13 protein-coding genes and 1 pseudogene are annotated in these 18,230 nt (G+C 68.3%); 7 read left to right on the forward strand and 7 right to left on the reverse strand.

Annotation, left to right across the window (positions count from 1 at the left end):
• Positions 1-36: 36 nt before the first annotated feature.
• The 4 genes and pseudogenes from QP029_RS04615 to QP029_RS04630 all read left to right on the forward strand — a co-directional run bounded on the left by QP029_RS04615 (position 37) and on the right by QP029_RS04630 (position 7,733).
• The gene (locus tag QP029_RS04615) at positions 37-636 is read left to right on the forward strand and encodes a hypothetical protein (RefSeq protein ID WP_284875669.1); all 600 of its coding nucleotides are present in this window, start codon (positions 37-39) and stop codon (positions 634-636) included.
• Between the two features lie 4 nt (positions 637-640).
• Positions 641-1,507: a PrsW family intramembrane metalloprotease gene (locus QP029_RS04620; RefSeq protein ID WP_284875670.1), complete on the forward strand. Its 867-nt coding sequence runs from the start codon at positions 641-643 to the stop codon at positions 1,505-1,507.
• Between the two features lie 94 nt (positions 1,508-1,601).
• Positions 1,602-6,191, forward strand: coding sequence for a glutamate synthase large subunit (gene gltB / locus QP029_RS04625; RefSeq protein ID WP_284875671.1), 4,590 nt, complete (start codon positions 1,602-1,604; stop codon positions 6,189-6,191).
• Position 6,192: 1 nt separating this feature from the next.
• Positions 6,193-7,733: pseudogene (locus tag QP029_RS04630) on the forward strand (glutamate synthase subunit beta).
• 13 nt (positions 7,734-7,746) lie between these two features.
• Here QP029_RS04630 and QP029_RS04635 read toward each other — a convergent pair.
• The 6 genes from QP029_RS04635 to dprE1 all read right to left on the reverse strand — a co-directional run bounded on the left by QP029_RS04635 (position 7,747) and on the right by dprE1 (position 15,975).
• A complete protein-coding gene (locus tag QP029_RS04635; protein ID WP_284875672.1) occupies positions 7,747-8,193 on the reverse strand; it encodes a PAS domain-containing protein in 447 nt (148 codons plus the stop codon).
• A gap of 80 nt (positions 8,194-8,273) precedes the next feature.
• Positions 8,274-11,666, reverse strand: a complete 3,393-nt coding sequence (locus QP029_RS04640) for an arabinosyltransferase domain-containing protein (RefSeq protein ID WP_284876152.1) — start codon at positions 11,664-11,666, stop codon at positions 8,274-8,276.
• Positions 11,667-11,686: 20 nt separating this feature from the next.
• On the reverse strand, positions 11,687-13,366 hold the full coding sequence (locus tag QP029_RS04645; RefSeq protein WP_284875673.1) for a galactan 5-O-arabinofuranosyltransferase: 1,680 nt from the start codon (positions 13,364-13,366) through the stop codon (positions 11,687-11,689).
• The gene (locus tag QP029_RS04650) at positions 13,363-13,776 is read right to left on the reverse strand and encodes an arabinofuranosyltransferase (protein WP_284875674.1); all 414 of its coding nucleotides are present in this window, start codon (positions 13,774-13,776) and stop codon (positions 13,363-13,365) included. The genes QP029_RS04645 and QP029_RS04650 overlap by 4 nt, the downstream gene beginning before the upstream one ends.
• Positions 13,777-13,778: 2 nt before the next feature.
• A complete protein-coding gene (gene dprE2, locus QP029_RS04655) occupies positions 13,779-14,540 on the reverse strand; it encodes a decaprenylphospho-beta-D-erythro-pentofuranosid-2-ulose 2-reductase (RefSeq protein ID WP_284875675.1) in 762 nt (253 codons plus the stop codon).
• Between the two features lie 19 nt (positions 14,541-14,559).
• Positions 14,560-15,975 (reverse strand): decaprenylphosphoryl-beta-D-ribose oxidase, encoded by a 1,416-nt coding sequence (gene dprE1 / locus QP029_RS04660; protein ID WP_284876153.1) that lies wholly within the window; start codon positions 15,973-15,975, stop codon positions 14,560-14,562.
• A 682-nt stretch (positions 15,976-16,657) separates the two neighbouring features.
• Between dprE1 and QP029_RS04665 the strand changes: the two genes are divergently transcribed.
• Positions 16,658-16,789, forward strand: coding sequence for a hypothetical protein (locus QP029_RS04665; RefSeq protein WP_284875676.1), 132 nt, complete (start codon positions 16,658-16,660; stop codon positions 16,787-16,789).
• 77 nt (positions 16,790-16,866) lie between these two features.
• On the opposite strand, the gene QP029_RS04670 is transcribed toward QP029_RS04665, so the two are convergent.
• A complete protein-coding gene (locus QP029_RS04670) occupies positions 16,867-17,118 on the reverse strand; it encodes a hypothetical protein (RefSeq protein WP_284875677.1) in 252 nt (83 codons plus the stop codon).
• A gap of 68 nt (positions 17,119-17,186) precedes the next feature.
• Between QP029_RS04670 and QP029_RS04675 the strand changes: the two genes are divergently transcribed.
• Together QP029_RS04675 and QP029_RS04680 are read left to right on the forward strand one after the other, a co-directional pair.
• Positions 17,187-17,705 carry a hypothetical protein gene (locus tag QP029_RS04675; protein ID WP_284875678.1) on the forward strand — a complete coding sequence of 173 codons (519 nt, stop codon included), beginning with the start codon at positions 17,187-17,189 and terminating at the stop codon, positions 17,703-17,705.
• A complete protein-coding gene (locus QP029_RS04680) occupies positions 17,702-18,199 on the forward strand; it encodes a hypothetical protein (protein ID WP_284875679.1) in 498 nt (165 codons plus the stop codon). The genes QP029_RS04675 and QP029_RS04680 overlap by 4 nt, the downstream gene beginning before the upstream one ends.
• The last annotated feature ends 31 nt before the right edge of the window (positions 18,200-18,230 follow it).

The following is an 18,230-nucleotide window of genomic DNA, read 5'->3' on the forward strand; positions in this document are numbered from 1 at the left end:
ACTCTAGGCCAGCCGACCCCGGTTAGTCTGGGACTCATGCCTCGATATCGACTCCAGCCGACAGTGGACCGTACCTGGTGGTGGTCACTGTTCGGCGCGACCGCGGTGATCCTGCTCCTGCCGGTCGCTCTCAACCTCCTCGTGCCGGACCGGGAGCGCCGGGAACAGGCGTACCTCGGGATGCCCGGGTACTCCTGGGAGATCCCGCTCGACATGACGTGTGAGCCGATGGGGCTGGATTCGGTCGGTCCGGGCTGGCGCTGCGACGGGGTCACGGTCCAGTCGCTCATCGCCGACGGCGGGGAGGACCCGGAGCGCACGCTGCGGCGGATGATGCGGGCACTGAATTTCGTGGGCCCCGCCGACAGTGAGCCGGTCTTCCGGGAGGGTCAGGCCCGGATGCTCATCGACACCGCCACCTCCAGCGTCGGCATCTCGCTGGAGGGGGAGGGGGACCGGGCCAGTCAGACGATGGTGGCGGTCATCACCGGCCCCGGCGTCCGGGTGGCTCCGGTGGCGGACCAGGTGTGGGGTGCCTACACCGGCGGGAAACCCCTGCCGGCGGTGGTCACCGACGCCATCGTCGAACCGTCTCCGCGGCTGCCTGTCCCGCCGCTCACTGACCGGGGAGGGTGAACGTATGAGCCGCCTGTTCCGGGTGACCCTCGTGGTCTGCACCGTCATCGGCATCCCGGTGCTGGTGTATTTCACAGCCACCAATTTTCTCATCTCGCCCATCGGCGGTCTGCTGGGGCTGATCTTCGCGGCCGTCTATGTCGCCCTGGTGATCTGGCTGTTCACGCTGTCACCGATGTGGCCCGACCGCGCTGGGGCGGGGTGGCGGTGGGTGGCCGCCTGCCTGGTGTGGGGTGCCGGCGTCAGCTTCCTGCTCGTCATGGCCGGCGGGCTCCCGGTCATGGACCTGGTGAGCAAGCTGGGGTGGGATCTGTTCGAGGCGTCCTTCGGTGGGGCGTATCCGGAGGAGATCGCCAAGGCGCTCGGGGTCGGCGTCATCCTCTTCACCTTCCGGGGCCTCAACCGGCCCTGGCACGGGCTGATGACCGGTGCTCTGGTGGGGCTGGGGTTCGAGGCCATCGAGAACGCCATGTACGGTGCCATGTTCGCCGTGATGGACCCGAATTCCGACGTGGCCGGCACCTTGACCACCTGGGCCCTGCGTGTCTTCGCGGGCCCGGGTCTGCACATCGTGTTCTCGGCGCTGGCCGGCTGGGGCCTGGGGTTGGCGATCTTCACCGCCGGGCGGTCCACTGCGTGGCGGCTGCGGGTGGCCGGGGTGTGGTTGTTCATCGCCTTCCTGCTGCACTTCGGGTGGAACATCATGTGGCCGGTGATGTGGATGCAGGTCGTCGGGATGCTGGCCGTGGCCCTGGTGATGTACCCGCTGCTCATCTGGGTGTGGATTCAGGCGCACCGCAGGTGTGTGGCGGACGACTCCTACGCGTTCACCCCGGTGCCCACGGTGTCGGTGGCGAACATACGGGGGTAATCTGCCGAACGATTGACAGGTATCTCTTGCGCGGCCCGCCGCCCGTGGTGTTTTCTATAGGTCGATAGTCAGAAAACAGAGCGAGGTGGAATCCATGGACCGTCAGGGCCTCTACGACCCCCGACACGAACACGATGCCTGCGGTGTCGGCTTCGTCGCCGACATGCACGGACGCGCGTCCCGCGACATCGTGGACAAGGGACTGCAGATCCTGCAGAACATCGACCACCGTGGTGCCGCCGGTGCAGAGAAGAACACCGGCGACGGCACCGGCATCCTCCTGCAGATCCCCGACAGCTTCTACCGCACCGTCATGGCCGAGCAGGGGGTGACCCTGCCCGACGCCGGGGCCTTCGCCACCGGCATCGCCTTCCTCCCGCGCCGCCGTATGGCCATGTTCGACGCCAAGCGGGAGATCGAGGCCATCGCCGTCGAAGAGGGGGCGACGGTCCTCGGCTGGCGCGAGGTCCCCGTCGACCCCTCCGGCCTGGGCACCATGGCTCTCGACGCCATGCCCCACTTCGAGCAGATCTTCCTCGCCGCCGGCCAGCGCACCGGGGTCGACCTGGACCGGGTGATGTTCTTCATCCGCAAGCGCTGCGCCCGCGAACTGGGCACCAAGCACGGCGAGGAGACGGTGTACTTCCCGTCGCTGTCCTCACGCACCGTCGTGTACAAGGGCATGCTCACCACCCCGCAGCTCGCCGAGTTCTACCAGGACCTGCGCGACCCCCGGATGGCCTCGGCCATGGCCCTGGTCCACTCGCGTTTCTCCACCAACACCTTCCCCTCGTGGCCGCTGGCCCACCCGTACCGCTTCGTCGCCCACAACGGAGAGATCAACACCGTCACCGGCAACGAGAACTGGATGCGCGCCCGCGAGGCCCTCATCGACTCCGAGCTCCTCGGCCCCCTCGACCGGGTGCTGCCCATCTGCTCGCCCGACGGCTCCGACACCGCGCGTTTCGACGAGGCCCTCGAACTCCTCCACCTCGGCGGCTACTCCCTGCCCCACGCCATGGCGATGATGATCCCCCAGGCCTGGGAGCACAACCCCACCATCGACCCCGAGCTGCGCGACTTCTACGAGTACCACTCCTGCCTCATGGAACCCTGGGACGGCCCCGCGGCCGTCGCCTTCACCGACGGCACCCTCATCGGCGCGGTACTGGACCGCAACGGCCTGCGCCCGGGACGCATCTGGGTGACCAGGGACGGCCTCGTCGTCATGGCCTCCGAGGCGGGTGTGCTGGACCTGGACCCGCGCGACGTCGTCAAGCGGACCCGCGTGCAGCCGGGCCGGATGTTCCTCGTGGACACCGCCGCCGGCCGCATCGTGCCGGACGAGGAGATCAAGGCCTCCCTCGGCAGTGCCAAGCCCTACCGGACCTGGATCAACGAGAACTTCGTCCACATCGAGAACCTCCCGCAGACCCGCTACGAGTACATGCCCCACAACCGGGCCGTGCTGCGCCAGCGCGTCTTCGGCATCACCGAGGAGGACGTCGACCTCATCATCGCCCCGATGGCGCTCAACGCCGCCGAGGCGATCGGCTCCATGGGATCCGACACCCCCATCGCGGCCCTGTCGCAGCGCCCCCGGATGCTCTACGACTTCTTCGCCCAGCGTTTCGCCCAGGTGACCAACCCGCCGCTCGACTCCATCCGGGAGAAGCCGGTCACCTCCATGCACACCCTGCTCGGCGCGCAGTCCGACGTGCTCAACCCCACCTCGGCTGCCGCCCGACGCATCCGGCTGACCGGGCCGGTCATCGACAACCACCAGCTGGCCACCCTCCGCCACGCCGACGACGACGGCGACTGGCCGCACTTCCGCACCGCCGTCATCTCCGGTCTCTACCCAGTGGCCCACCACGGTGCCGGTATGCGGGCGGCGATCGACCGCGTGCGTCGGGAAGCATCCGCCGCCATCCGCGACGGCGCCACCCTCCTGGTCATCTCCGACCGCGAGTCCGACGAACGCTACGCCCCGATCCCGTCGCTGCTGCTGACCTCCGCGGTGCACCAGCACCTCGTCGCCGAGCGGACCCGCACCCGCGCGTCCCTGGTCATCGAGGCCGGTGACGCCCGGGAGGTCCACCACCTGGCCATGCTCGTCAGCTTCGGCGCCGACGCCATCAACCCCTACATGGCCTTCGAGACCATCGACGAGCTGCGCATGAAGGGCCAGCTCGGTGACCTCACCCTCGACGAGGCCTGCACCAACTACATCACCGCCGCCACCTCCGGCGTGCTCAAGGTGATGTCGAAGATGGGCATCGCTACCGTCGCCTCCTACCGTGGCGCCCAGCTCGCCGACGTCACCGGCCTGTCCCAGGCCCTGCTCGACGAGTACTTCGGCGGCGTGACCTCCCCGATCGGCGGCGTCGACCTGGCGGAGCTGGCCGAGGACGTCGAGGCCCGCCACCGCTCCGCCTTCCTGCCCCGCCCCGAGGAACTCGCCCACCGCGAACTCGACCTCGGCGGCGAGTACAAGTGGCGCCGGGAGGGCGAGTACCACCTGTTCAACCCCGAGACCATCTTCAAGCTCCAGCACGCCACCCGCACCGGCCAGTACCAGATCTTCCGCGACTACACCCGCGCCGTCGACGACCAGTCCCGCCGCCTGGCCACCATCCGCGGCATGGTCGAGTTCGCCTCCGACCGGGCGCCCATCAGCGTCGACGAGGTCGAACCGGTCGCCGACATCGTCACCCGCTTCTCCACCGGCGCGATGTCCTACGGCTCCATCTCCGCCGAGGCCCACGAGACCCTGGCGATTGCCATGAACCGCCTCCACGCCATGTCCAACTCCGGCGAGGGCGGCGAGGACCCCGCGCGATTCGACGTCGAACCCAACGGTGACTGGAAGCGCTCCGCCATCAAGCAGGTCGCCTCCGGCCGCTTCGGCGTGACCAGCCACTACCTCAACAACTGCACCGACATCCAGATCAAGATGGCCCAGGGCGCCAAGCCCGGCGAGGGCGGGCAGCTCCCGCCGAACAAGGTCTACCCGTGGATCGCCGAGGTGCGTATCACCACCCCGGGCGTGGGCCTGATCTCTCCGCCGCCGCACCACGACATCTACTCCATCGAGGACCTCGCCCAGCTCATCTTCGACCTGAAGAATGCCAACCCGCAGGGCCGCATCCACGTCAAACTCGTCGCCGAGGCCGGCGTGGGCACCGTCGCCGCGGGCGTGTCCAAGGCGCATGCCGACGTCGTCCTCATCTCCGGCCACGACGGCGGCACCGGCGCCTCCCCGCTGACCTCCCTCAAGCACGCCGGCGGCCCCTGGGAACTCGGCCTCGCCGAGACCCAGCAGACCCTGCTGCTCAACGGCCTGCGCGACCGCATCCGCGTCCAGTGCGACGGCCAGCTCAAGACCGGCCGCGACGTCGTCATCGCTGCCCTGCTCGGCGCCGAGGAGTTCGGTTTCGCCACTGCCCCGCTCGTCGTCGAGGGCTGCATCATGATGCGCGTGTGTCACCTCGACACCTGCCCGGTCGGCATCGCCACCCAGAACCCCGAGCTGCGCAAGAAGTACACCGGCCAGGCCGACCACGTGGTCAACTTCTTCACCTTCCTCGCCCAGGAGGTCCGCGAGTACCTCGCCGAGCTGGGCTTCCGCTCCATCGACGAGGCCGTCGGCCAGGCCCACGTGCTGCGTCAGCGTGACGACGCCGCCTTCACCTCCGCCCATCCCCGCGCCGCCGCCCTCGACCTCTCCCCGATCTTCGAGGTGCCCGAGTCCCCGTTCTTCCGCCACCAGAACCAGCGGCAGACGAAGACCCAGGAGCACGGCCTGGCGGGCATCCTCGACGAGCGCATCATCCGTGACACCCAGCTGACCATCGACGCCGCCGCGGCCGCCTCCAGCTCGAATGCCCCAGCCTGGATGGCGTCGAGCCCGGTGCCGCAGGTCCACCTGAGCTATCCCGTCCGCAACGTCGACCGCACCGTCGGCACCATGACCGGCTCCCGCATCACCCGGGCGGCCGGCGCCGAGGGCCTGCCGGACGGCACCATCGCCGTGACGCTCACCGGCTCCGCCGGCAACTCCTTCGGCGCGTTCATTCCGCGGGGCCTGACCCTCGACCTCGTCGGCGACGCCAACGACTTCGTGGGCAAGGGTCTGTCCGGCGGCCGGATCATCGTGCGCCCGCACGGCACCGCGCCGGAGCAGATCAGCGCCGACAACCCCGACATCATCGCCGGCAACGTCATCGGCTTCGGCGCCACCAGCGGCGACATCTTCATCGCCGGTGCTGTCGGCGAACGCTTCTGCGTCCGCAACTCCGGCGCCACCGCGGTCGTCGAGGGTATCGGCAACCACGGCTGCGAGTACATGACCGGCGGCCGCGTCGTCGTCCTCGGTGAGGTCGGCGACAACTTCGGCGCCGGCATGTCCGGCGGCGTCGCCTACCTCGCCCCCGTCGGCGACCTGGAGCGGCGCATCAACGGTGAGATGGTGGACGTCGAGAAGCTCACCGACGAGGACGTCGAGTTCCTGGAGAGCATCATCGACGAACACATCCGCCTCACCGGCTCCACGACCACCTGGCAGGCCCGCGACATGGTCAAGGTCATGCCGCGTGACTACAAGAAGGTCCTGGGCATCATCGACCTCGCGAGCCAGGAAAGCCGCGACATCAACACCGCGATCATGGAGGCAGTGAACTGACATGGCTGATCCGCACGGTTTCCGCAAGCACACCCGCGCCGAGCCCGCCCACCGGCCCGTCCCGCTGCGTCTCATGGACTTCCGCGAGGTCTACGAGGACGCCCCCGGCGGCCAGATCCAGCAGCAGGCCACCCGCTGCATGGACTGCGGCGTCCCCTTCTGCCACGAGGGCTGCCCGCTCGGCAACATCATCCCCGAATGGAACGACCTGGTCCGTCAGAACCGGTGGAAGGAGGCCTATGACCGCCTCCACGCCACCAACAACTTCCCCGAGTTCACCGGCCGGCTCTGCCCGGCGCCGTGTGAGGGCGCGTGTGTCCTGGCCATCAACGACGAGGCCGTGACCATCAAGAACGTCGAACTCGCCATCGCCGAGAAGGGCTTCGAGGAAGGCTGGGTCACGCCGGTCGCCCCCAGCTTCGACACCGGCCAGTCCGTCGCCGTCGTCGGCTCCGGGCCCGCCGGCCTGGCCGCCGCCCAGCAGCTCACCCGCGCCGGACACCGCGTCACCGTCTACGAACGTGACGACCGCATCGGGGGTCTCATGCGCTACGGCGTCCCGGACTACAAGATGGAGAACCGCTTCATCGACCGCCGCATCGAGCAGATGGCAGCCGAGGGCACCACCTTCCGCACCGGCGTGTCCCCCACCGCGCAGGACCTCGCGCGTTTCGACGCCGTCGTGCTCGCCACCGGCACCCCCTCCCGCGCGAACTCCCGGCCGAGGGCCGGGACCTCGAGGGCGTCCACCAGGCGATGGATTACCTGCCGCTGCAGAACCGCGTCAACGAGGGTGACATGGACCACCCCCAGATCTCCGCCGAAGGCAAGAAGGTGGTCATCATCGGTGGCGGCGACACCGGCATCGACTGCTTCGGCACCGCCCTGCGCCAGGGCGCGGCGAGCGTCACCCAGTTCGACATCCGCCCGCCCGCCCCGAAGACCCGCGCCGCCTCCACCCCGTGGCCCACCTTCCCCCTGGTGTGGCGCACCGCCACCGCCCACGAAGAGGGCGAGTACGTCATCACCGGCAACGAGTCCGCCGAGGAAATCGAAGCCCTCGGCCTGGCCACCCGCGCCCCCGGCGACACCCTCGGTGGCCGCGTGTTCTCCGCCAACACCGTCGAGTTCCTCGGCTCCGAGGGCACACTCACCGGCCTGCGCTGCGTTGAGATCGAGGTCATCGACGGTGTCCGCACCCCCGTCCCGGGCAGTGAGTTCGAGTTCGAGGCCGACCTCGTCTTCATCGCCCTCGGCTTCACCGGTGCCGAGCGCGGCGGCCTGGTCCACGAGCTCGGCGTCGCCTTCGACGACCGCGGACGCATGGTCCGCGACGAGCAGTACCGCGCCTCCGTCAAGCCGCTGCTCCCCGGGTTCCGCCCGAAGGTCTACGTCGCCGGCGACAACGGCCGCGGCCAGTCACTCATCGTCTGGGCCATCGCGGAGGGCCGCGCCGCGGCTGCCGCCGTCGACGCCGACCTCATGGGCGAGACCGCCCTGCCGGTGGCCGTCACCCCGTCGACCGTGCCGCTGGGGGTCTGACCAACCCCCGGCATCAGCGGGTGTCGGCGTCCCGGTCCTGCGTGAGGTCGCGGATCTGTCGACGCAGCTCCCGGGTCTCCTGCCACCGCTGACTCACGTCGCGCAGGATGGCGGCCACGCCCTCGGCCTCACCCCCGGCGTCCTTGAGCATGATGATGGTGAAGTCCAGCGACAGGGTGCTGCCGTCCTTCCGGACGCCCGGCACCGACAGGGGATCGCTGCCGTACCTCGTCTCCCCGGAGGCCATCACCCGCTCCCAGCCACGCCAGTGTGCGGGCCGGTGCTTCTCCGGGATGATGATGTCCAGCGACTTCCCCTGCGCCTCCTGGGCACTCTGGCCGAACATGAGTTCCGCGCCGTGGTTCCACAGCCGGATGGTGCCGTCGTGCCCGGCGTAGATGATGGCGTCGAGGGCGTCGGCGACGATCCGCTCGGCGGTGCTGTCCTGGTGACCGTTCATGTCCGACGAGCGTAACCGGAATCGCCGCAGGGCCCCGGCGTGCAGGTCACCTGCACGCCGGGCCCTGCCACGTGTCACCGTCAGTCGCCGGTGGCGATCATCATGTCCGACGGATGCCACAGGCCGGAACGCTGGATGGTCTCCAGTTCGATCTCAGCGTCATCCGGGGCGATGTCCTCGGAGTTGGCGCGGCGCTGGTAGATCTCGATGGATCCCCAGTCACGGTGCCAGTCGTCCTTGGTGTAGCTGGGCAGCTCGTAGGAGTTGTTCACCGCCTCGGCGGTGCCCATGACACCACCGCCGTCGTAGTCCTGGAACGGGGTGAGCGTCGACTTGCCCGGGTGGTCCGGGGAGATGCGGAACTCGGGGATCTCAGCCACACCGGCGAAGTGGTCGAACGTGCGCTGGCAGGGGAACTGCAGGGCGACGGACCAGTCGAGCAGGCCCGGCTTCTCGGAGCCGACGACGTTGTCGAGGCTGTCGAGGGTGGGCACGCGCGGCGGGGTGAACGCCAGCCATTGCTCCGGGTCGAGGCTGAGGTCGGTGGCGACGATGCGCACGACGTCCGCCTCCGCCGGGAGGGCCTCGAGCGGCAGGCGCAGGTTGCGCCAGGACGGCTGCGGGCCGATGTCGAGCATCTCCATCTCGCCGACGGAGTCCTCGTCGATCTCGCCGTCGGGACCCCGGGTGCCGTACTCGAGAACCAGGTCCTGGCCGTCGTGGAGCACGCCGTTGATGTCGTGGTGCTCGATGCGGCCGGCCGCGGAGACGACGAGCAGCGGGGCGTCCTCGGTGGCCTCCGGCAGCTCGTACCAGGCGGTGGTGATCTCCGCGGGGAACTGCGGGCCGGAGGTCCAGGAACCGACGACCGGGACGCGGGTGTAGTCCAGGGCGAAGGGCAGGCGGGCGGTGGAACCGTTGACACCGGTGTCGGCGCGCACACCGCCGGTGTTGCCGGTCTCCTGGCCGGTGGACTCGGCGGAACCGCCGGAGTTCTCCGAGTCGGCGATGGCGCCGACGGAGGCGGTGGACACCGCGTCCTGGTTGATCGACGGCGGCACGTTGTTCGCCTCGAAGCCGCGGTTGTCCTCGGACTCGAGGGATTCACCGAGGTCGGTGCCGACGGGGGTGAGGAAGGAGTCGTTGGAGTTGGTCTCCACCAGGGCGTCATTGGCCAGGCTGCAGGTGTTGCCGGTCAGCGAGCGCAGGTTACCCAGGCCGACGGAGTAGGCCGGGTACTGGGAGACGAAGCCCTTGCCCAGTGACGCCATGGAGAACAGGACGATGAGGGCGCAGGCGATGGCGATGGGTGCGGAGGCCAGGCCGGTCCAGCGCTTGAGCTTCTCGGTGCGCTCGGCCTCGTATTCGGCGAGGTGGCCGGTGGCCTCGGCCTGGGCGGTGCGGATGTCACTGACGAAGGACTGGATCGTGCCGATGACGAGGACGAGCAGCGCCAGGAAGAGCACCGGGGTGGACGCCTCGAATCCACGGAACTGGATGGTCCTGTCGAACCACGGGATGCCGAAGCTGGACACGTACCACCAGCCGTTGATGCCGGCCAGGGAGATCGCCAGGAGGAACAGCACCGCACCGATGAACAGCGTCCGCGCCCGCGAGGACCGGAGCGCCACATAACTGAGGGACACGGCCGCCAGGGCGGCGAGCGCACCCGCGATGCCCGCGTAGACGCCGAAGTGGTGGGTCCACTTCGTCGGGGTGAACATGAGGAAGAACATGGTGCCGAAGATGATGAGCACCAGGCGCAGCGACGGGCCCTTCGCGGCCCCCGGGACCCGGCCGCGCCGCAGGATGGCGGCGAGGACGATGGCCAGGCAGAGGAACATCATGAGCACCGCGAAACGGCGGGTGAGTGAGCCGTCGACGGTCTGTTCCATGAGGGTCTGGTAGCGCGCCCACTCCTCGTACCACGTCATGGACGGGCCCTTGTCCGAGCGCACCCGGATGGACTCCATGACGCTCGCCCAGGTCTGGTCGCCGAACACGGCGATGAGGATGGCGGTGCCGGCGGCGAGGAACGGGGCGACCATGGCGAGCACGCCCTGGATGATCGTGCCCTTGGACGAGCCGGGCGGGGCGCCGAGCAGCGGCAGGCGGCGGTAGATGATCCGGAACAGGCTGGACAGGGACGCCAGGAGGGCGGCGACGGCCATGAGGCCGGTCGGGCCGGCGCCGAGGGAGATGGTGGCGATGATGACGCCGATCGCCGCCGGCAGCAGCCGGGAGGTGGCGATGGAGCGCTCGAAGGACGCCCAGGTCAGCAGCGCACCCATGGCGATGATCGGCTCGGGCCGGGTGCCGTTGTTGTAGGGCAGCCAGAAGGCGAGGAAGACCATCGCGGCGGTCCAGTGGGCGACCTGCCGGCCGGCGATCTTCGCGCCGAGGCGGGGCAGGATCTCCCGGGACAGGACCAGCCAGATGATGATGCCGGAGATGAGCGCGGGCAGGCGCATCCACACCGAGGCGGAGGACACCTGGGCCATGAGGGCGAGCAGGTCGTAGTACGGGGAGCCGAAGGGGGACTCCGGCACACCGAACCAGCGGTAGTAGTTGGCCATGTAGCCGGCGTTCTCGGACACCCGCGCCATGGTGAGGATGAAGCCGTCATCGGAGGTGTTCGCACCCCAGATGTGCCAGTAGAGCAGCACGAAGCCGACGATGCCGTCGAGGGGGCGGAACTTCCACCAGCCGGCGGGGAGGAAGCGTCTCGACGACCGCCCGTCCAGCTGGTCCATCCGGTGCAGGCACCACAGGGACACCACGAGCAGGGCCAAGCCCGCGAACATGGCGATGTACTTCACCGCCGAGGGGGTGGTGGTGAAGCGGGAGTTGATCTCCACCTCGACGTCGAGTCCGGCGGCCGCCAGTGCGGCCGCGGCACCGGAGGCGTCGTCGAGTTCGGTGTAGATGCCGGTGACCTGGGGGCGGGTGTCCTCGTCGATGACGCCGCGCAGCGGCTCGCCCTCGTCATCCGTCTCGTCGGGGACGGTGACCACCGTCTCCTCCTCGGTGGAGGAGATGTGGAGCACCGCGGCGTCGTCAAGCTCGGCGATCTCGTCCTCGGTGAGTTCGAAGGGGACCTGGTCGCGGATGACCACGTCGATCCCGCCGTCGGTGGAGCGGACGAACAGGCCACGGGAGGTGGCGTCCGTCGAGTCCGCCGGGAGGGTGGACAGCACCAGGGACTGGTCGTCGCGGAGACCGTCGATCGCGTCGGTGATGGGCACCGTCACGTCGATGCTCTCCGGCGCGTAGGACACCAGCGGCGCGTTCACCGAGTTGAGGCTGTCGCCCTGGGGCCAGGACAGCGTCGACTGGGTCTGGTTGACCGGCAGGAACGGGGTGAGCACGAAGATCAGAAACCCCAGGAGGCCGGAGATGATCGCGAGATTCTTCAGCCCGCCCGGGGCGGTACCCCGGGGGTCACTTTTTCGACACGGCGGTTGCAGACACAGGCGTTGAGTCTACGTCAGCGTCACTGGCTCAACCGGCTCGCCACCACGAACGGACCGATCTGGGCGACATCCCACATCTCCGGATCATCGAGGAACGGGGCACTGTTGAACTGCAGCCCGCGGTAGCGGACATTCGGGTTGTTGGGGTAGATGTCCTCACTGACGTGGGTCTTCCAGCCGGCCTCCGGATCATCCAGCTCACCGCGGAGGATGAACACGTCCGGGGAGCGCCACTTCACCTCTTCGAGGGCGGCGGCGAAGGCGTCCGGATCCGCCAACTGGTCCCATGAGCCGTCGGCCCAGGACTCGATGGCCGCGTTCCGGGCCTCGAACTCGCCCAGCGGGTTGGCGTAGTGGCTGGTGAAGGCCTGGAAACCCAGGTAGGGGTTGAACGCCATGAAGTTGATCTCGTCGGTGAACACCACCGTGTCCTCCGGGACGTACCCGTGGGAGCGGATCTCGGCGTCGATGTCGGCGTAGTAGCGGCCGGCGTCGGGGGCGGCGAGGTCGGCCCGTTCACCGTAGCCGTCGGTGTTGGAGTACGCGTTGTCGATGGCGGTCATGTTCTTCAGCGGGATGGACTGGGCGTAGCTCAGGCCGGCGGCCGCCAGAACCACCGTGAGAATGATGGTGATGTACCGACGGGCCTTGTCGCTGAACCGGTTCGGGTAGAAGCGGTCGAGTCCCACGAGCCGGAACTCGACGATGGCAAGGACACCGGCGGTGGCCAGGACGAGGACGATGAGGATGTCGATCCGGAAGCCGAGCAGTGTGCTACCGGCGAGCGTGGCCACCATCGAGGCGGCGGCCCAGACGTAGAAACCGATGAGCGAGACACCCATGGAGCGCACCTCGGGGTCCCAGGACCGCACGATGAGGAAGATCAGCCCCAGCAGGCACAGCACGCCGATGATGGACGGGGTGAGGAACGGCAGGGGGATCTGCGCCCCTTCCGGCGGCAGGTAGTTCGGGGCCGCGCTGCCGTCGTGCGGATGTCCGGTGACCACCATCCACAGGTACGGCCCCCACGCGATCAGGGCGATGAGGATGGCGCCGCCACCGATGAGGAAGAGGTGCTTGACGGGCACCCACGTCCGGGAGTGCAGGGCCATGAACATCGCCGCGATGGCGACGATGGAGACGCCCACGACGCCGGTGAACAGGGTGTACACCGTCGCGGAGATGCCCATGTAGATCATCAGGCCCACGCTGGCGAACCAGGACCCGAGCAGGGCGCGCTTGGCCAGGATGGTGGCGGCCGGGGCGCCCATGGCCACGACCGCGCCGTAGGGCTCCTCGGGGCTCATGACCAGGGAGACACACACGCTCACCAGGGCGATGGCGGTGGCCACCGCGAGGGATCCAGACAGGCGCTGCCACACCGGGACGAGCACGCAGCCGGTCGCCGCGATGGAGACCAGGGCCCACGGCTGGTAGACCTCCCAGCCGGGGATCCCCAGCAGGTTGGCCAGCCGGCCGGCGGGCCAGAACCAGCCCAGCGGGTAGTAGGAGGGCAGGTCGGCGTAGTTCATGTCCTCGTTGCCCCACGTGGTGGCCATTCGGGTGAGGAACTGGGTGCGGAAACCCTGGTCGACCTGGATGCCGTCGAGGTAGAGACGGGTCGACGCCAGCGGAATGGCGGTGGTGGAGATGACGATCGCGGCGGGGGAGAGGTACGCCACCACGTAGGTGAGGATCACCCGCCAGCGTGGCCGGTGGATCTCGAGGGAGGAACCGGGACGGGGGCGACGTTGCCGTCCGCTCCCGGCTCCGGCTCGGAGGTGTCCACGGCCTGCGCGTACAGAGCTTTTCGACGCCGCGACGCCCGCTGGTCGTCGAGCAGCCACGCCGTCATCACCACCCCCACCGCGATCATCACGGCGAGTGTCACCGCCGTGGACAGCGCGAAGATCATGTTGGACCGGTTGAACGCCGGCCAGCTGGTCAGCCGCAGGACGAGCCAGGCCGCGAGGGTGAGGCCACCGCCGCCCAGTGACGCCGCCGCGATCCCGAGCAGGGTGCGGCCCCGGCTGAGCCCGTCAGAGGTGAAGTTCTCGGTGTTCCGGGCGGAGGCGGGGAGGGCGTCCGTGACGGTGGCGCGGGTCGACATGCCTAAAAGGGTAGCCTGCGGAAAATCTGGCGCGGCAGCACCCCGAACACCGCGGCGACAGCCTGGAACGCCGGGTGGACGAAAATGATGTCCTTGCCCTCCAGAACGGCGCTGACCGTGGCCGTGGCGACGTCCTCGACGTCGACGGTCAGCGGTGCCTCCTTGCCGCCGGAGCTCATCTTCGTGCGTACCTGACCGGGACGGACGACGAGGACCTTGGCGCCGGAGTCACGCAGCGCCTCACCGAGCTGGGTGTAGAAACCGTCCATGCCGGCCTTGGAGGCGCCGTAGACGAAGTTGGAGCGACGGACACGGGTGCCCGCAACCGAGGAGAGGGCGACGATGGTGCCGTGGCCCTGCTCCCGGAACTTCCGCCCCAGCAGGACGCCGACCGAGACGGGGCCGGTGTAGTTGGTCTGCGCGGAGGACACGGCGGCCGCCTGGTCCTGCCACAGTGCCTCCTGGTCACCGAGGGTGCCGAAGGCCACGATCGCCACGTCCACGTCACCGTGGGCGAAGGCGGAATCGATGACGGCCGGGTGCTGGGCGAAGTTGGTGGCGTCGAAGTCGATGACGTCCACCTCGCTGGCGCCGGCGGCGCGGACCTGGTCCACGGCGGCGTCGATACGCGGGGAATCGGCACGCGCAGCGAGGGTGACGCGGGCGGGACCGCGGGAGAGGAACTCGGCGACGATGCCGAGACCGATCTCGGACGTGCCGCCGAGCAGGAGGATGTTCTGGGCCTGGCCCACTGCATTGAGCATGGTTTTCGGATTCTCCTAGTTAGTTCAGTTCGAGGCGGCGGGACATGTCGGAGGCGAAGACCCCCGTCGGGTCGATCTCGTTGCGGGTGGCCAGCCAGTCGGCCATGCCCGGGTACATCCGGTGGAAGTTCTCCGCCGACGTCCGCGACTCCTTGGCCAGGTACAGGCGGCCGCCGAACTCCATGACCCGACGGTCCAGGTCATCGAGGAAGGCGCCGAGGCCCTTCTTGATGGGGAAGTCGACGCACACGTTCCAGCCCGGCATCGGGTACGACAGCGGGGCACGGTTGCCCTCGCCGAACAGCTTGAACACGTTGAGCGCCGAGTAGTGGCCGGACTTCTGGATGTCCCGGATGATCTCCTTGAACGGCTCCACCGCCTCGCGCGGCACGACGAACTGGTACTGCAGGAAACCCCTCGAACCGTAGCCACGGTTCCACTCACCGATGAGATCCAGCGGCTGGTAGAACTGCGTGAGGTTCTGGACCTGGTTGCGGTATTCACCGGACTTGAGCCACCACAGCTCGCCGATGGCCATCATGGACAGCTTGTTCATGGTGAAGGACGGGAAGATGTCCGGCACCGTCACCAGCTGGGGCGCGTTGAACTTCAGCGGATCCTTCGCCAGCTTCGGGGACAGCTCCTTGAGCTGGTCGAGGGTGGCGAGGCTGCCGCGGGAGATGGCGGCACGGCCCAGCTTCGGCTCCGGGGAGATCGCGTCGAACCAGGCGGAGGAGTACGTGTAGTTCTTCTCCGAACCGTCCGCGTGGAACTCCACCGTCTCATCCAGATTCTGGGTGAGGTCACCGTCGGCGATGAAGTAGGCGGTCTCCGTCTTGGTCATGCGGATGGTCGCCCGCAGAATGATGCCGGTCAGGCCCATACCGCCGACGGTCGCCCAGAACAGGGTGCCGTCCGGGTCATCCGCCGAGCCCTCCGGCTCCAGGTGGAGGACGCGGCCGTCGGCCACGAGCAGCTCCATCGAGGCGACGTGGTCACCGAAGGAACCGGCCGAATGGTGGTTCTTGCCGTGGATGTCCGGGCCGATGGCGCCACCGATGGTCACCTGCCGGGTGCCCGGCAGCACCGGAACCCACAGGCCGTAGGGGAGGGCGGCCTTCATCAGCTGGTCCAGGGTCACACCACCGTCGACATCGACCAGGGCGGTGTCCGGGTCGATGGCGTGGATGCGGTTGAGCGGCTGCATGTCGACGACGAGGCCGCCCGCGTTCTGTGCCGGGTCACCGTAGGAGCGGCCCATGCCGCGGGCGATGACGCCACGACGCAGATGGACCGGCTTGTCGGCGTTGTCGTCCGCGACCTGCCGGACCGCGTTGATGATCGTCTCGACGTCCGGCGTGGCCAGGACATGCGCCGTGGTGGGCGCCGTACGGCCCCATCCGGTGAGGGACTGTTCAGTGGTCTGGAGTTCCATCATCCGATTCTTCTCTCGACTGAAGTCCGCGGGCCATACCCGCGTACCTGATACATCGACGAGCCTACCCGTGGCCGGGCGCCGGACCCCGCAGCGAAAGGGAGGGGCGGGCGGTGAAACATATCAGCCCGCTGAGAGCCCGTGTCCTATATCTCTTGTTGCACACGAAGCAGGGCACACGCACCACTTCTTCATCGCCCTCCGGGCGGGTGGCGTTAACAGGAAAACCGCCCTCGGGGCGAAAAATCTCGAATCAGGCGGAAAATGTAACGCCCGACGGTTGCTTTCCGATTTACAGTGTTTTATCATTTCCGCAAGCGATAAGGGACTTTTCAGCGACCGTCGCGGAGCGCCACCGACGTGCATGTTATGCACCGTTTTCCTCTGCGCTCATCGAGGACATCACCCTTGTCGGCCTGCGGAAACGATTTCGCAGGCCATTTTCTCACCCCTGAATTAGGGTAGTTTCGGGGTCAATTGTATGCATCAGGCTCGGCATATCCGCTCGCCAGAAAAATCGGCCTGAGTAGCGGAAACATGTGCATAAGCATAATTTTCATGAAGCTGAATCCACTTTTCGCGGCCGGGGTCGGGGTTGCTCAGGGCGGGGCAGGTTTGTCATTGTTGAGACACGGAACAAGCCACCAGGTTTGTTCGACAACCTCCGAGAAAGGACACTCACATGTCTGACTTCTTCACCGACATCGTCAACATCGTCTCCAACTTCGTCGAGACCGTCTTCAACGCCATCGGCGCTGTCGGCGGCGGCGTGTTCACCGGCGCCCAGGGTGTCGTTGACGCTCTGTCCTCCTAGTCTCTAGGTAGACACCCCAAGTCCTTGAGAGGACTGAGTGGACAACCCCAGCCTTCGGGCTGGGGTTGTCCGCATTTCTACAGGTCGATGATCTCCCGGATCTCCGCCGGCAACTCGTCCTGACTGGTGATCTCCGGTTGCCCTGACTCGGCGTACTCGCGCAGGAGCCGGTAGACGGTGGAGCGGTCGTGACTGTCCAGGAGGGGGAGTTCCTGGGCCATGAGCCGCGTCATGAAGTCATTGAGAGGCAGGTTCGTCTGCTCCGCGGCGATGAAGCGGCCGTCCTGCTGGTCCTTGTCGGGGTCGAAGCCCTTCTTGCGTCCGAACATGGTCACCAGCGTATACAGTGCGGCGATCGGCGCTGTCGGTGCGGGCTGCGGGCGCTAGGCTGGAGTCCATGACCGACTACTACAGCCTTGATGACACTCTGGCCGGCCGCGTGACCCAGTCGGGCGTGGTCGGCGCGTTCGTCGCCTCGCCGGACTACGTCTCCTCCCGCCCGGCCCGCGCGCTGGTGAAGCTGGGTCTGCTCGCCGGTGGCGGTGCCCTGGTGGCGGTCCTCAACTCCTTCGACGAGGACCCGGACAATGATCCGGCCGTCATGGTCGATCAGCTGCGGCAGTCCATCGGCCACATCGGGCACCGGGCCGGCCCGGACTCGGATACCCCGGCGGGTGACTTCTCGGTGGATTCGCCGACACGGACGTGGGCGATCATTGTCGCCGCCGCGGTGGTCATCCTCATGACGGTGCGTGTCGACGCCGCCGTGCAGCGCCGCATCGCCGCCTTCCTGCGGAAGCGCGGTGTGCGACGGCCGAACACCCTGCTCGGTGCGGTCGCGGGCGCCGTGTCCTTCGCCGCCGCCGAGGTCTCCCACCGCCAGCGCCTGGCAGCCGCCCGGGAGGAGACGGCGTGACGGTGCTCGCGGTCGTCGACAAGCAGGACGACACGGTCGTCGTGTGGCACGTGCAGACCTCCGCCGACGGGCCCTCGGCCTCCGGAATCCTGTCCGGCGCATGGATCCTCGGGGACGGGGAGGTCGATCCCGCACGCCTGGATGATCTGCTCACCGACGCCACCGTCCTGCCCACCGACGGCGACGGCCTGACGCTCGAGCAGATCCGGCAGGCGATCGACAACTCCCTCGCCGAGATCACCGCGGCCGCCACCGCGGCGAAGGAGGCCAACGCCTCGCTCACCCTGCCGCGTTTCACGGCCCCCGAGCAGCCCGATCCGGCCGCGCTGGCCGAGGCCTACCGCGGCGAGCCGGTCGGACGCACCGCCTGGACCTGGGCCATGGCCGCCGCCGACCTCGTCGAGGCGTGGCACACCATCGAGGGGCAGCGACGCTCCCGGAAGTACCTGCAGGAGCAGTTCGGGGCGGAGATCCGGCCCCTCCCACTGCCCTGAGGTGCCGACGGATTTCTGCACGCCCGGCGGG

Source organism: Corynebacterium suedekumii (assembly GCF_030252185.1).
In the GTDB taxonomy this organism is placed as follows: domain Bacteria; phylum Actinomycetota; class Actinomycetes; order Mycobacteriales; family Mycobacteriaceae; genus Corynebacterium; species Corynebacterium suedekumii.

What these genes read in the sequence shown, in the direction of transcription:
- dprE1 (WP_284876153.1), bottom strand. Translation starts at nt 15,975, where the DNA reads ATGGAACTCCAGACCACTGAACAGTCCCTCACCGGATGGGGCCGTACG.
- QP029_RS04670 (WP_284875677.1), bottom strand. Translation starts at nt 17,118, where the DNA reads ATGTTCGGACGCAAGAAGGGCTTCGACCCCGACAAGGACCAGCAGGAC.
- QP029_RS04675 (WP_284875678.1), top strand. Translation starts at nt 17,187, where the DNA reads ATGACCGACTACTACAGCCTTGATGACACTCTGGCCGGCCGCGTGACC.
- QP029_RS04665 (WP_284875676.1), top strand. Translation starts at nt 16,658, where the DNA reads ATGTCTGACTTCTTCACCGACATCGTCAACATCGTCTCCAACTTCGTC.
- QP029_RS04615 (WP_284875669.1), top strand. Translation starts at nt 37, where the DNA reads ATGCCTCGATATCGACTCCAGCCGACAGTGGACCGTACCTGGTGGTGG.
- QP029_RS04650 (WP_284875674.1), bottom strand. Translation starts at nt 13,776, where the DNA reads ATGTCGACCCGCGCCACCGTCACGGACGCCCTCCCCGCCTCCGCCCGG.
- dprE2 (WP_284875675.1), bottom strand. Translation starts at nt 14,540, where the DNA reads ATGCTCAATGCAGTGGGCCAGGCCCAGAACATCCTCCTGCTCGGCGGC.
- QP029_RS04635 (WP_284875672.1), bottom strand. Translation starts at nt 8,193, where the DNA reads ATGAACGGTCACCAGGACAGCACCGCCGAGCGGATCGTCGCCGACGCC.
- QP029_RS04620 (WP_284875670.1), top strand. Translation starts at nt 641, where the DNA reads ATGAGCCGCCTGTTCCGGGTGACCCTCGTGGTCTGCACCGTCATCGGC.
- gltB (WP_284875671.1), top strand. Translation starts at nt 1,602, where the DNA reads ATGGACCGTCAGGGCCTCTACGACCCCCGACACGAACACGATGCCTGC.